We start from the raw sequence: 14,531 nt of genomic DNA, 5'->3' as shown, positions 1-14,531 counted from the left end.
ATGGTCTCGCTCCTATTCTGCCACAAGCACACGATAGTCCGGCAGTGCCAGGCGCAATAGCACCAGCACCGCCACAGTCACCAGCGCCACGCTGGCGAGGCCGCCGAGGGCAAGGCGCGCCGCCGCCGCATAATGCTCGCCGTTGTTCAGGGCCAGAACGGCAACGCCCAGGGGGGTCTTACCCGCCGGATACAGCAGCTCCGATACGGGCAGTTCAAACATCACGGTGCCAAAAGCCAGGAGCCAGCCGCGCACCAGCGGTCGCGACAGTAGAGCCGCGTCGATATCCAGCCAGCGAGCCCATGCCGATACCCCGTGGATCCGAGCCGCATCCCCCAAAGAGCGATCCAGCTGCGCCATGGGCGCCTGCAGGAGACGGGTGAGCATCGGTGCCGTGGCGGCGGTGTAGGCAAGGATCAGCAAGAGACTGCCACCATACAGCGAAAAGCCCGGCACATTGAAAGCCATGATATAGGCAGCCCCCAGTACCAGTCCGGGAACGGCCATGTTGCCCATGGAAAAAACATCCATCGCCCGGCCACCGACCCCCCCGGAGACCAGGCTGCGGGCAAAGAGCCAGGCGAGCAGGATCGCCAGAGACGCCGCCATCAGCGAAAACCCCAGGGAGTGCAGGACCGGACTCCAGTCGGCGGTGCGCAATGCTGCCCAGCCACCACGAAAGGCGGAGCCGACCACGGCCAGCATAGGAAGGAACAAAACGAGCAGGCCCACCGACAGATTGAGAGCGGCGATCATGGCCGCTTCGGATCGCCGAGGTCGCGATGGCAGCCGATGCCGTACCTGCCCATGCACCAGCACCGCACCGAATCGCTTCTGCAAGACGATCTGCAACAAGGCTCCGGAAAGCGCCAGAACCACCAGCAGCAAGGCCAGACGCGACGCGCCCACGAAATTCAGGGGCGAGGTACTCAAGGCCGAGTAGATGGAATAGGTCAGGATCGGCAGGTGCAAGTGGGCTCCCAGGGTCGCGGGAATGCCAAATTCCTGCACGCTCTCGATGAAGGATACTACCAGGGCCGCCGAGGCAACGGGAATGGCCAGGCGCAGAAAAATCCAGAGCGCCCGCCCCGGACGTACCGCAAAGATGCGCATCGCTTCCGTCAGTTCATGCCCCAGGGCAGCCCACAGTGGACGTACCACGAATACGGCAAAGGGCAGCGCCTTGGCAGCCAGCAGGGCAACGATACCCAAAGGGCTGTAGAACCACTCATGCAGGAGGCCGTGGCGAAGGGCCGGGGCGGCGAAGAGAATCTCCCAGCCCGTGCTCAAAAGATAGCTGGGCATGAGAAAGATCAGCCAGAGAATCGCCTCCGACCAAGGATGCCAGACGCTGCTCCGACGCTCCATGGCCCAAGCCCAGAGGGTCCCCAACAAGGCCGCGATAATCGCCGCCGCCGTGGCAAGCAGCAGGGAGTTCCGCAGGGCCGCCCAGGTATCACTGGGCCAGGAAGTCGCCCCGATGCTCTGGGGCGCCCAATCCGGGAACCAGGGCAACAGCAGAAAGCGACCCAAGGGATAGACGAAAAAGATCAGGATGATCAGCCACACCGGAAGAGTTCGCAGGACGCCTCGAAAACCGCGCACGATACCCCTCACTGACCGAGAATATGACTGCTGAACCAGGCATTGATGGCGCTCTCGCGCTCACCCCAGAGTGTTGGATCCAGGTTGATCAAGGGCAAGGCATGGGTGTCGGCCATCCCCGGGTCCGCCGCCGGAGCATTCCGGGTGATGGGCCAGTAGAAACCGTCCGGCGCTCCCTGGCGCATGGCGAGCTCCTGAGCCTTTGGACTCAGCATGAACTGGGCAAACTCCGTGGCCTCACGCTCCCGCTTGGGATTCAGGTGATTAGCAAACACCATCACGCGCGGCAAGAGCACCGCCGGCTTTGGGATGCTCACAGCCCAATGACCGGGCTGCTCCGCCGCCAGGGCATAAGCCGCCGATGACTGGACGATGGCCAGGTCGATATTCCCCTGGGTCAAGGCATGGATGGTGTTGCTGTTCTTGGGAAAGACCTGCATGCCATTGCCCTTCAAGGCAAGCAGGAAAGACTGCCCCGCCGGCCAGCCACCGTGGCTCTCCAGCCACCCTGCCACCTGCGGATAGGTCGGGCCGGAAATGGCTGGGTTGTTCATGGCAAAATGCCCACGCCAGCGCGCCTGTAACAGGTCGTCCCAGGTCGTCGGTGCGGCGCTCTTGGCCGGATGCAGAAAGACCCCGGCGAGAGTATAACCCGTGGGAATCCAGGCACCATCTGCGGGAATCAAGGATTTCCCCAGAGTGGTCCAGGGGATGTCCTTAGGTACGATCCCCGTGCTCACGAGATGGGCGCGGTCGAGACCGGCCGCCGCCGAAGCTCCATCAAACCAGGCCACATCCCACTGCGGGTTGTTGCCCTGCGCCGAGACCCTGGCCAGCAGGGCGCCCGTCGACATTTCCACCACCCGGACCGGAATGCCCGACTCCCGGGTAAAGGCCTGGGCCAGCATGGGTCCGTAGCTGACGGCACTATAGAAGACGAGCCCCCCCTTCTGCCGCGGCCAGAAACTCCACACGGCCACGATGACGAGCAGGGGAATGAGGATCCAGATGAGTCTACGCACGATAGTCCTTCCAAAACGGGTGTGTCAGCCGCCACTCTCTGCCGAGAGGTGCACCTCGACATCAAAGCGCGTGGTGTGTTTGGGCATGTCCTTGGTGAAGGGGGGATAACTGGTGTTCTCCACCGCCGCCAGAGCCGCCTTGTCGATGGCGCTGATGCCGCTGGATTGCGCGATTCGGGCCGATACCAGACGTCCAGACGGAGTGAGCTCAAAGGAAATGACCGCCGTGCCCCGCAGATGCATGAGGCGGACGGCTTCCGGCACCCGCGTATCCGCCTGCACCCGCGCCCGCACCAGAGATGCGTACTCGGCCATGGCCGTTCTCTGCGCCGAAAGGCTCGGGGCGGGTGGCGGCGGCGGTGGAGGTGGCGCCGTCACCGGCGGGCTGGGCGGTACTACCGGAGCCGTGGGCGCGGGTGTCTTGGCCACCAGCGGTTTGGGAGTCGGTTTTGGGACGTGGTGTATTACCGGCTGGGGCTTGGGCTGTGGTGCGGGTTTTGGCAAGGGTTTCGGCACCGGCTTGGGTTTTGGCTGCACCACGGGCTTGGGCGGAACCGGTTTCGGTTTCGGTTTCGGCGGCGCCGGCTGCACCATGTGGATGGCGATGCGCTTGGGTTTGGGCGGTGGCGGTGGCGACTTCTGGTTGCTCACCCAGACCAGGGCAAAGATCAAGCCTGCTTCCAACAGCGCGGCGACGATCAAACCCCGACCAAAATATCCCTGGGTTTTGGGCCCGCGCCGCGGCATTCCCGGGCTGCTGATCGTGACACTCATGGACTGCTTACCTCCGTCATGGCCCAGCCTGCCTTTGGAATCTTTCGCAAAAATCCCAAAGGCAGGCGATGGCATCCGCAGATGCCACGCCCGGGACTATCAGAAATGTGCGGAAATACTGCCGTATACGGTCAAGGGAGCACCGGGCAGAGCCAGCACCTGACCCGCCGAATCGCCACCCAGAAGACCACCACCGGTGATATACTCGAACTCGTTATAGCGGTTATTGGCTATATTGAGGATATTGACGCTGAAATCGACGGTCTTCAGCATCGGTACGCGGCCCTGCATCGGCACCGTTCCGTGCAGACCCAGATTCAGCGTGCCATAGCCCGGCATCTTGGTCGTACTGGGAGCACCCGCGTTGTTGTCGAACAAGGACTGGGCGCCGACGTACTGATACCACAGGCTCGGCTTCAACAATATACCTGCTAGATAGTAGCGGTAGCTGGCGCCGATATTGAAGGTCTTGTTCGGCACGTTGGAGACCGGCAGGCCGTCGTAACTGACACCGCCGGTGACATAGTGATCGAAGGTCGCCTTTTCAAAGTTGGCGTTGGCGAAGACGTGCAGGTTGTAGAGGATATCGTCTTCGATAGCAATATTTACACCCTGATAGATTGAGTCACCGTTGGCATCGCCGATGTAGCTGCCGTTGGCATTGTACAGGGGGATATACTGGTTGGTGTAATGCAGGTGATAAAAGCTCGCCGAGGCCAGAAAGTTATGCAGATAGGGGGCATTCTGGAAGTGTACCTTGACACCGGCGTTGTAGTCGGCGCCCTTTTCCAGGTTGTAGATGGGCGCCTTCTTCTGGAAGAGGCCACCACCGCCGCCGAACTGCGGCTCCTTGTAGGCCTGCGAGTAGCTGGCAAAGACTGCCAGCCAGTGCAGCGGCTGCCAATTGAAATCGACCGAAGGCTCGACCTTGGTGAAGCTGGTATTGGCTGCGGGCAGCTTTCCCTGATCGTTATTGGGATAGAGGGCATAGGCCTGGGCAAAATCCGTCTGCCCCGCCGGCGTGTAATGGGTCTGCAGATTGATGAAACGCACGCCTGGAGTGATGTGCAGATTGCTCATCGGACTGATACGATCCTGCAGGAACGCGGCCAGGAAGGTCTGGTCGAAGTAGTCGCTGCGGTAATGCGCATTGGGAACGAAGCGCGTGCCACCATCCGCCGGATTGTAGAAGGCGTTGCGGGTATTGTAACGGCTGTTCAGGAAGTAGCCGCCAAAGCTTACATCGTTATAGGGCAGTTTGGCGCTGAGCCACAGCTTATCGCCATAAACAGAATCGTGTGGGTTGTTGTACTCGTACAGATTGGATGGGTTACCGAGACCGTAGTTGTTGTAGTGGAAATGCAAACGATGACCGTAACGGTACCACACCATATTGTGTAGTCCCCAAGTCTGATCCAGTGCGATATTGAGCTTGCTGTAGATCAGCCAAGTGCTGTTACTATCCTGCTTGTACCAGATGTTCCTTGGAAGCGAGGAGTAGAAGCCGGAGGTCGCCTGACTGTAGAGGGGGGATCCCGTCGCACCGGTAAAGGTCACACCATTGATGGGATTCACCGGAATGGGCACGGGTCTATATCCGGAGCCCTTGGCCAGGTAGGCGCCGACGGAGAAATCGCCGTTACTGAAGGTCTTGCGCGTTTTCAAGAACCAAGCGTAGCTGTAGCTGGGATTGTTGAAACCATCGGGACTCTGGCGGTAGCTGTTGGAGGACCCGGCACCACCGGCAATGATGGTAGACCAACCATCGATACTGCCGGTGCGGATATTGAAGACGATATCCTTGGAATTGTAGCTGCCGTAGGTCAACTTGATATCGCCGCCGGGCTTGGCCGTCGGCTGTAGAGGGACGAAATCGATCTGTCCGCCGATATTGTTATACCAACGATCTTCGGGGTTACCCGGACCGTAGGTCAACCGGATACCCTGCAGGATGCCCGTCTGTGGCACCTGGGGCGACTGCCAGAGCCCCGTGCCCGGATCCACCATGGGCACGCCGTCGAATACCACGGACAGGCTGCCGTCGTCGATCTGGCCGCCGGAAAAGCCGCCCCAGCCCTGCTTGATGCCATTGATACTGATGGATGTCTTGGTCGCACCCGTGGAGCCGTAGCCGGAGACGCCCACACCCGGGGCGTAGGACAGAGCCTGGGCACTGCCACCCAGAGGACCCGCTGCCGCCATCTGTTCCTTGCCCAGGACCTTGATGGACTGACCGGAATTGAAATTATGCTTCTGCGTCAGGGACTGCGCCTGCGCGCTGCCCAGATAGGACTCTGCCGCTGCCGCAGCACTGACCTCGCCCACCGAGACCGCCGCAGACTGCGTCGGTGCCGTGGGGCCAGCCGCGTCTGCGGCAAAGACACTGGGTGCGAACAGGGCGCCGATCACGGCAAGGACAAGCGGCGAAGGTAACAGGATTGCGGCACCCTGCTGCCCGGCATGGGCGTCGGGATGCGTGTTGGACGCATGGGTATACACGATCGTTCTCCTTGTAGCGGTTAGTTTTTAAAGCGAATCAAGCGCTGGGTTTGGCGGCGATACCGATGTTGCTGACACCGGCCTTCTGACAGGCATCCATGACGTGGATGAAGTTCTGGAAAGGCACGGCCTTGTCGGCGGCGATGGTGATCTCGGTCTTGGCCGGATCGCCGTCACGCGCCAACATATTCTGCAGTCCGGCCAGGTCATAGTGTTTGCCTTTCACTTCGACGCTGCCATCCTTTTCGATGTTGATGGTGTAGTGCGGTCGCGGCAGCTGCTTGGCCTGACTGGACTGAGGCAGCTGCAGGTTGAGACCCTGATCGGGGATCATCTGCAGGGTGATCATGATGAAAAACACCAGCAAAAATAGCATGATGTCGATCATCGGGATGATCTCCACCCGCCCCTTGCGTTGTTCGAAATAACGCCGCTCCATCAGCCGACCCTCGCCATTCGCGGCAGCTCGGCGGTTTCGATGTTCTGGTCGCCCTCGGGATTCAACATGGGCTGGCCATCCATGCGGTTGATGAGCATGGTCTTGACCGAATCCAATTGCAGCAGGATCTGTCGCACCTGGTTATTGAAGCCGTTGAAAGCCAGCAGACCGAGGATGGCGATGAACAGTCCAGAGGCCGTGGCCACCAGCGCGTCGGCGACCCCCCCCGTGACCTCCGTCGGCGCATGTCCGGGCGCGGCCAGCACGTGGAAGGCGTGAAACATGCCGATGATGGTGCCGAAGAGGCCCAGCAACGGCGCCAGGGTGATGATAGTGTCCAACAGCCAGAGGCGGCGATCGAGATTGGGTGCCAAGGTGATGACCGACTCTTCCAGCCGGCTGGCCAGGGCCTCACCCTTGACCTGCCCGGCGTGCGCAGCGGCCATGCGCAGGAGCACGCCCTCCGGCAGATCCCCGGCACGATCGGCAAGCTCTCGCAACTGTTCGCGGTCGAGCCGGCCCTGATTTGCCACCTCGTGGACAATGGCATCGCCGCGCACGATGGTGCGGCGCAGATACCAGAAGCGGTCGACCATGACCGCCAACTCTACCAGCAGCAGCGCTGCCAGAACGTAGAGCACACCTTCAGAATAGTTGGCCAGGTGAATGATGTAGGAAAAGTCCATGGATTGGTCCCTCGCTGTGGAGAGCAAATCCTAGCACTGGAATATGACAGTATTATGAAGCTTGTATGACATTTTTGTGACATTTTTATGATAATTTTATGACAAAAGACCTCAAGGAGCCGGTATATTCAGCCGGTAACCAAAGCCGTGGACCGTTTCCAGCCAAACGTCCGCCCCCGCGCCCTCCAGCACCTTGCGCAGGCGGTGGATCTGCGCGGCGATGGTGTTCTCCTGCACGAATTTACGACCATCGCTCAGGTGGTGCGCAATCTCTGCGGCCGAGAAAGTCTGCCCGGGATGCAGAGCAAGGTAATGAAAGAGGCGAAAAATACGGCGGCTGAGCTGCAGTTCCTGCTCCTGCACCCAGATCCGGTGGGCCATGGGATCGATCCGAAGTATTCCCGGCAGCTCCACGGCGGTGCCCTCCCAGCCTTGACCACCGCGCAGCAAGGCGCTGGCCTGGGCGATCAGCAGGGTCTCGCTGAGGGGATAGGTGAGATAGGCATGCACACCGGCGTCCAGGGCGGCCATGGCCTGGTCGTCGCCCTCCGGGCCAAGGGCCAGAACCCGCAGCTTCTCGCCCTGAGGCCCTGCCAGCCATTGGCGTAGATCCGCCGCCAGCTCGATCTCCCAGGACAGCAGGATGAGCAGCTGCGGACGCCAGTCGCGCAGCACCTCAGCTACGAGCGCCCGGTCCGTGGCGCGGCGCGGAAAGGCGCCGGAACGACGCAGACGCTGCGTCAGCCCATCGATTTCGGGGGCTTGCCCAAAAAGCAGGGTACGGGCACGATAAAGGGGGTCCATCTCGTCCCAGCGCACGGCACTCAACAGCGCCAGGGCATCGCCGAGGTGGACAGCGTGGTGCAAGGTTCCGGCAATCAGGGCGTACAGCATGGTAGGGATCCTCCCAAAGTCGCAGCCCAAGCCCAGGTTGCGAAGCTTAGACTCATGCTGTAAGGATACCCGACTAATATGACATCTTTATGAACCTTTTATGACAAAATGATGACATGTGACGGCATATTCTGGTCGCCTACAGACTGCAGAGGAGACTTTCCACCATCAGGCATCTTATAATCGCGATCTGTTAGGACAAGGTTTTCAACGCTCCCCGATGTCGGCAACCCTGGAAATGCCCTACGCATGCTCGAAACCGCCAACTGCAGAAGCATCTTCATCTCCGACATCCACCTGGGAACCAAGGGTTGCCAGGCCGAGGCCCTGCTCGATTTTTTGCGTCACTATCGGGCGCCACACCTGTATCTGGTGGGCGACATCATCGATCTGTGGGCACTGCGGCGCCGCTGGTACTGGCCTAGCGCCCACAGCACCGTGATCCAAAAAATCCTGCGGCAGGCCCGCAACGGTATTCAGGTGGTCTATGTGCAGGGCAACCACGACCCCATCCTGGGTTTTCTCCATTCCCTGCTGGAGGCCGAGGGCGGTGGGCTGCATTTCGGTGACATCCGCATCGTCACCGACTGCGTGCACGAGACAGCCGACGGCCGCCGTATCTGGGTCACCCACGGCGATCAGTTCGACGTCAGCGCCCGTTATGCCGTCTGGTTGACCCGCCTGGGGGATCGCGGCTACGGACTCCTGCTCGCCCTCAACCGCTACCATCAGCGGATCAATCGCCTGCTTGGCATCCGCAGTCGCTGGTCCCTCAGTGCCTTTGTCAAGCATCGCATCAAAAAGGCCGTGCAGTTCATCAGCCAGTACGAGCAGTTTCTCGCCTTGCGCTGTCACCAGGCGGGCTTCGATGGCGTGGTCTGCGGTCACATCCACCACGCCGAAATCAAGAATCTTGCCGGGGTCCAGTACTTCAACGACGGTGACTGGGTAGAGAGCTGCACCGCCCTGGTGGAGGACTTCGATGGTCGGTTCCACCTCGTCCATTGGGGACCCGATGGTCTGCCTGCCGACCAGCGGCCGTTGCTGGATCCGAAAAGCGTGGTGCTGGATGAGGACGTCCTGGCATGAAGATCGCGCTGGTCACCGACGCCTGGCACCCGCAGATCAATGGCGTCGTGCGCGCCCTCAGTGAGACGGCAAGACAAGCGCAGCAGATCGGTCACGAAGTGCTGGTCGTCAACAGTCTCGGCCAGCGTACCGTACCCTGCCCCACCTACGAGGAAATCCGCCTGACCCTACGTCCCTATGCTCTGGTCCGACGCCTGCTGGGCGAATTTCAGCCGGACGCCGTGCATATCGCCACGGAAGGGCCGCTCGGTCTTGCGGCACGCTTCTACTGCAAGCGGCGGCGCTGGGATTTCACCACCTCTTTCCATACCCGCTTTCCCGAATACTTGGCGGCTCGTGCGCCCGTACCCCTGGACCTGAGTTATGCCTTTCTGCGCTGGTTCCACGGCGGCGCCGTACAGACCCTGGTATCCAACCAGGCCCTGGCCGACGAAATCCGCGCGCGCGGCATCACCCGCCTCGCCTTGTGGAGTCGCGGCGTGGATACCTCCCTGTTCCGTCCCCTATCGGAGTCGGAACGGCGCTCCGTCCTGGATTTGCCGCGACCCATTTTTGCCTACTTCGGGCGGGTAGCCGTAGAGAAGAATGTCGAGGATTTCCTGAGGCTGGAGCTACCCGGCAGCAAGGTCGTCATCGGCGACGGGCCGCAGGCTGCGGACCTCCGGTCGCGCTATCCCAGGGTACACTGGCTCGGCATGCGCCAGGGCGAAGACCTTGCGCGCCACCTTGCCGCCACCGACGTCATGGTTTTCCCGAGCCGCACCGACACCTTGGGGCTCGTGATTCTGGAGGCCAACGCCTGTGGCGTGCCCGTGGCTGCCTACCCGGTGGTGGGCCCGCTGGCCACGGTGCGCAGCGGTATCAACGGTATTCTCGATGAGGATCTCGGCAAAGCCGCGCGCGCGGCCCTCGATCTCTCGCGCGAGACCTGTCGCGAGCGCGCCATGGTCTACGACTGGGCGAGCTGTACCCGCGAATTCATCGCCAACCTCGTGCCGGCGCGCGGCCGGCACTAGGACTCAGGCCGCCTTTCGCTCAAGGCTCTCGGGCAGGCTCTCGCGAGCCATTTCGTTACCGAGCCAGAGGGTGGTTACGACTCCCACCACTCCTGCCCCCGCCAGCAGAAAGAGCAGGCCCGCCTCACCCAGTTTTTCCTGCACGGTGGGCAGCAGGAAAACGCTGGTGGCAGCCCCCAGACGGCTGACGGCCGTGGCAAAGCCGTGGCCGCTAGCCCGAAGCTCCGTGGGGTAGAGTTCCGTGGGAATGATCCAGGTGGTGGTCCCGGGGCCGAAACTGTTGCTGATCTGAAAGAGCAGCAGACCGGTCGCCACGGCCCAGAATGGTGGCTCACCCAGAACTACCAACAACACTCCGACGAGTCCAAGGCCCACGGCATCCCCCAGAAAACCGATGATCTGGGCGCGACGCCGACCGATACGATCGATGAGCAGCGCCAGCGGTATCCAGCCGATCACAAAAGCGAGACTGAACAAGGTATTGCCGATCACTGCCTGTTCGTTGGTCTTGAGACCGAGGTGCAGAAGCATGAGGGGAAGGAAGATAGCCAGAGCGTAGCCCATGACATCCATCATGAACCAGGGAATACAGGCGTAGAGGGTGAGTTTGAGGTAGCGTTTGCCAAAAAGGTCCAGCCAGTTGTGGCGTTTGGCCCCCTCCATGGCGGCTGCCGTCTCTTGTAAGGCGGCTCGCCGCTGCGCCTCCGTCAACTGCGGGGCGAGCCAGGCAACCACCCGCTCGGCGTCTGCCACCCGACCCCGGCGCAGATACCAGCGCGGCGACTCCGGCAGATTGCGTCGCATCCACAAGACCAAGATCGCCGGCAACGCGCCAGAGGCCAGCATCCAGCGCCAGGCATCGGGACCGGTGTGCAGTAGAGCGAGGCCCACCAGGCTCGATACCACCGCACCTCCCATCCACAGCCCGAAGATCCAGGTCATCACTCCACCTCGCTGATCCTTGGGCATGAACTCCGCCATGTAAGTGGAGCTCAGCGGATAATCGGCACCGACGCCGAGGCCCAGCAGGAAGCGAAACGCCACCAGCGAGGCGATGTTCCAGGCAGAACCGGAGAGCAGGGCGGCAAAGAAAAAAGCGGCGATGTCGATGAGGTAGATGGTCTTGCGGCCATAGCGATCGGCAATGGGTCCGCCCAGCAGCCCCCCGACCAGGGCACCCACCAAGGCCGCCGTTCCCAGCAGACCCAGGGCGGCAGAGCTCGGATGCCACTGATCTTTGAGCACGATCAGGGCAATAGCCATGATGCTGAGGTCGTAGCCATCGAGAAAGATCCCCAAACCGGACGCCCACAGGATGCGGCGGTGGCGATTCGTGATGGACTGTTCATCGAGGGTGGTGAAGACGGCGCTCATGGGACGCTTGCTCCTCTGCGGTGGCGCGCGCGGCGGGATCCCGCCGGCAGCAGTGCCGGATCATCGACTCGATACCCAGTATAAAGCTGGAATGTGACACTTTGATGACAGTCACAACCGGCTCGGGTCCAAGAGCTCAATGCAATTTCCCCTCATTCGCCTCGAAGCTGGCCACGGTGGTGCCGTGGGCAGCAGCGTAGCGTCGCAGGTAGGCCTCGAAATTTTGGTAGCTCTGCCGTCCCTTACTGGCAATCCACTCTTGGCGCAGTTGCTCTGGCCCCGACACCTTGAGCAGGCTCGTGGGCGTATAGAGGTCGGCAGCATCCAAAGCCACCTTGGCCCCATGGGGATTGGTATGGGTCTTCAACCAGGCCGCCGTGGGGATATGCCCCGTGGCGCCGGCCTCGCGGCGCAGGAGTAGCTGCCGACTGCATTTACCAGGATTGATCCGGACCGGCACCTGCACGCTCAGGACCGGCATGGGGTCGTGACGCGGACGCTGGCGCCAGATGCCGGAGATCACCTGAGCGTTGGCATCCCATTGGGACATGGGCGGCAGGTCGAACACGCCCTCGATGGTGCGAACGATGTTCACCTGAGACAGGGGCGTGGTATCCAGATACCCGCTTTTCACCCAGGGCCCCATGGCCAGGGCGAAAGTTCGGTGGGCATTGATGTGGTCGGCGCCCGACTGGGCATCGTCCTCCGTCAGGAACACCGCCATGTGCTGCCACTGCGGGGTGCTGGCCAGATAATGGAGCAACTCGGCCGTGGCGTGGTCGTTGTCTGCCACATAGGTATCCGGACTGTAGTAACAGGGAGCAAGACCCGCCGTGTGATCGTCGGGGATCCAAAGGAAAAGGAAGTGCGGAAACTTCGATCCCGGGTGCGCCCGCAGCCAACGGATGGCCGCCTTGACCCGGGTGCCGTCCAGCAGCATCCGATCCCATCCCGGATAGCTGGCATCGACGTGGGCGAGGAGCGCCTGACGCAGAACGCCGTCGCGGCGGCGGCTCAGATTCTCACCGAAATCCTCAAAGGACACCCTGTGCGTCAGGAGATCGTTGAAAAGGTAAAGCCGTTCCGGATAGCTCATCCAAGGGTTGGTATCGTGGCCCAACTGTCGGCGATTGTATTGATAGGGATTGTGGCTGCCGGGTGCGCCAGGACTCAGACTGGAGGTACCGCCGGGGCCGGCATTCCAAAGGAGGCCCCGACTGGAATAATATTCGGGCCACAGGCGCTGGACGACGTCGGAATCCGAGGCGCCGTCGGTCCACTGGTGACCTTGGGCTGTGACCTCGCCATCGGCCATGAAATTGGCAAAGAGCACGTTGTGCGCGGCCATGCGGTAGAGGTTGGGCAGTTCCTTCGGTCCGTACAGGTCGAACTTCGGATCGGCCCAGGAGCCCGCGGCCTGGTAGTCGCCGAAATCCTCATCGAAGGTTTTATTTTCCCTCAAAATGAAGACCACATATTGGATATGCTGGCGCAGGAAGGCTGCGGTTTTCTCGTTCTGCACCGCCAGTTCACGCCGCGTTTTGGCGTCGAAGCCATTGTCCTCGAGAGCCATCGTGGTCCAGTGGGGTAGCTTCTGCGGAAGCTCGCGCAGATCCACCTTCTGCAGGAGGCCGTGCATCATATTGCCGATATACTGCCACTGCAGGTTGGGGCCCGTGCCAAAGCCCTTGCCGGCGGTGATATAGAGGGCACCCCCCTGCACAGCCAAGGCCGTGGGATACCAGGCCGTGGGAATCAGGCCCTCGGCCTTGCCCGACTGGGCGTCGAAGACCGCCACATCGTCGTTGCCGGCATTGGCGACAAAGAGCTTGCCGTCGGCCAGGGCCAAGGCGTCGGGATAGCTGCCGGGTGGCGCGTCTGGATAGGGGCTGTCGGCGATCACGCGCACGGGCTTTAGGGTCTGGCTGTCGATTTCGACGATGGCATCGCTGTTGGCATCGGCCACCCAGACATCGGGACCGGCGCTCGCCGCCACCAGGGCCGTGGGGTGGGCTCCGGCGGCCTGACTGTGCGGCCCCAGCGGCGGTGCCGTGCGCACCCGACCCAACACCCGAAAGCTCTGGCGATCCACCACCGTCACCCCATCGCCCGCCCAGTCACTGACCACGAGCCGCTGCCCTCCGTCGGCCAGCACCACCGCAAAAGGATAGGGGCCGACATTGACGTAGTCGGTCTTGCCGCTCGCCAGATCGATGCGTGCCAGACTGTTGGCAAGCATACCCGTCACGTAAAGGTGTTGCTGCTGAGGTCCGAGGACGACGGAATCGGGATAGAACAACCAGGGCTTCTGCCGGTGGTTGCCTTGATAGACGTAGGGATACTGATCCTTGGGGAAGCTTTGCCAGTGCAGCGGATAGCTGCGCAGGACGCTGACCTTGCCGTCTCGCTCCTGCAGGGCATAGACCACATCGGCCACACCGCCCGTCGCGTACCAAACGCCATTGGGACCGGCCACGAGCCCTTGGAAGAGATCGGCCTTGCCCAGGGTCGTGGTAGACAAGGTCGTGGGATTGGACTCGACCTTGAGACTGGCCTCGGCCTCCCCCTCCAACACCGACGCCGTTTGCGCCGTCGCATAGGCGGTTCCCGCCGCACCGGTGTGGGCAGGATCGATAGCGATGGCCGTACCACCCGGTGTGGCAAAAGCCACGGGCTTGGGCGGCACGGCCTTGCCCAGGGCCGCGAAGCGTTTCTCGCGTTGCAGCTCGGGATCGAACCAAGTGATGGTCTGGAAAGGCGTCGCGCCGTTGGCGAGCACCGCCACCTGGCCGCCGGCCGCCGCGACCTGGGTGGGGAAATTGGGCGTACTCACCACGGACCCAACCGGAGTGACCCGTCGCCAGGTGGGAAGGATACCCGTGTACTCATCGCGATTGGCGGCGGATATCCGCACCGGCTGAGCCACGAGCGCGGGCGCCGCCGACGTGCCGGCGCTAGCCTCCAGCGGAACAGACACTGCACCCACGCAGAGCAGCAAAGCCAAAATCGCAGGACGCCGATTGGCCGAAGACCGCTCAAAACCGGGGGTTTCTGCTGTACAAAGCTTCATACTCGCTTCCTTTTCATCGACTTTTCTGAACTGAGGTGCATCCTGAGCTCAGAAAAAACGCGT

The 14,531-nt window shown here is 61.8% G+C and carries 11 protein-coding genes; 2 read left to right on the top strand and 9 right to left on the bottom strand.

Translation table 11 applies throughout. The features are described from left to right. Positions 1-12 precede the first annotated feature (12 nt). The 7 genes from Q0C23_RS09185 to Q0C23_RS09155 all read right to left on the bottom strand — a co-directional run bounded on the left by Q0C23_RS09185 (position 13) and on the right by Q0C23_RS09155 (position 7,919). Positions 13-1,605, bottom strand: a complete 1,593-nt coding sequence (locus Q0C23_RS09185; protein WP_291512076.1) for an iron ABC transporter permease — start codon at positions 1,603-1,605, stop codon at positions 13-15. An 8-nt stretch (positions 1,606-1,613) separates the two neighbouring features. After that, the gene (locus Q0C23_RS09180) at positions 1,614-2,627 is read right to left on the bottom strand and encodes an extracellular solute-binding protein (protein ID WP_291512075.1); all 1,014 of its coding nucleotides are present in this window, start codon (positions 2,625-2,627) and stop codon (positions 1,614-1,616) included. Between the two features lie 24 nt (positions 2,628-2,651). Further along, positions 2,652-3,401 carry an energy transducer TonB gene (locus Q0C23_RS09175; RefSeq protein WP_291512074.1) on the bottom strand — a complete coding sequence of 250 codons (750 nt, stop codon included), beginning with the start codon at positions 3,399-3,401 and terminating at the stop codon, positions 2,652-2,654. Positions 3,402-3,500: 99 nt separating this feature from the next. Beyond that, complete coding sequence (locus Q0C23_RS09170; protein ID WP_291512073.1) at positions 3,501-5,900, bottom strand: TonB-dependent receptor; 2,400 nt, start codon at positions 5,898-5,900, stop codon at positions 3,501-3,503. Between the two features lie 37 nt (positions 5,901-5,937). Continuing rightward, positions 5,938-6,339: a biopolymer transporter ExbD gene (locus Q0C23_RS09165; RefSeq protein ID WP_291512072.1), complete on the bottom strand. Its 402-nt coding sequence runs from the start codon at positions 6,337-6,339 to the stop codon at positions 5,938-5,940. Next, entirely contained in the window at positions 6,339-7,025 is a 687-nt protein-coding gene (locus tag Q0C23_RS09160; protein WP_291512071.1) for a MotA/TolQ/ExbB proton channel family protein, read from the bottom strand. The genes Q0C23_RS09165 and Q0C23_RS09160 overlap by 1 nt, the downstream gene beginning before the upstream one ends. A 111-nt stretch (positions 7,026-7,136) precedes the next feature. Further along, positions 7,137-7,919: a response regulator transcription factor gene (locus Q0C23_RS09155; protein ID WP_291512070.1), complete on the bottom strand. Its 783-nt coding sequence runs from the start codon at positions 7,917-7,919 to the stop codon at positions 7,137-7,139. A gap of 249 nt (positions 7,920-8,168) precedes the next feature. On the opposite strand from Q0C23_RS09155, the gene Q0C23_RS09150 reads away from it, so the two are divergent. Further along, positions 8,169-9,008, top strand: coding sequence for a UDP-2,3-diacylglucosamine diphosphatase (locus Q0C23_RS09150; RefSeq protein WP_291512069.1), 840 nt, complete (start codon positions 8,169-8,171; stop codon positions 9,006-9,008). Further along, positions 9,005-10,024 (top strand): glycosyltransferase family 1 protein, encoded by a 1,020-nt coding sequence (locus tag Q0C23_RS09145; protein WP_291512068.1) that lies wholly within the window; start codon positions 9,005-9,007, stop codon positions 10,022-10,024. Before Q0C23_RS09150 ends, Q0C23_RS09145 begins: the two co-directional genes overlap by 4 nt. A gap of 3 nt (positions 10,025-10,027) precedes the next feature. Here Q0C23_RS09145 and Q0C23_RS09140 read toward each other — a convergent pair whose 3' ends face one another. After that, the gene (locus tag Q0C23_RS09140; protein ID WP_291512067.1) at positions 10,028-11,398 is read right to left on the bottom strand and encodes an MFS transporter; all 1,371 of its coding nucleotides are present in this window, start codon (positions 11,396-11,398) and stop codon (positions 10,028-10,030) included. A 136-nt stretch (positions 11,399-11,534) separates the two neighbouring features. Further along, the gene (locus Q0C23_RS09135) at positions 11,535-14,468 is read right to left on the bottom strand and encodes a bifunctional YncE family protein/alkaline phosphatase family protein (RefSeq protein WP_291512066.1); all 2,934 of its coding nucleotides are present in this window, start codon (positions 14,466-14,468) and stop codon (positions 11,535-11,537) included. Positions 14,469-14,531 lie beyond the last annotated feature (63 nt).

This window comes from Acidithiobacillus sp. (assembly GCF_023256195.1).
GTDB lineage: Bacteria > Pseudomonadota > Gammaproteobacteria > Acidithiobacillales > Acidithiobacillaceae > Acidithiobacillus_A.
The sequence above is the reverse complement of the archived record's forward strand: the minus strand, read 5'-3'. Positions and strand labels throughout refer to the sequence as shown.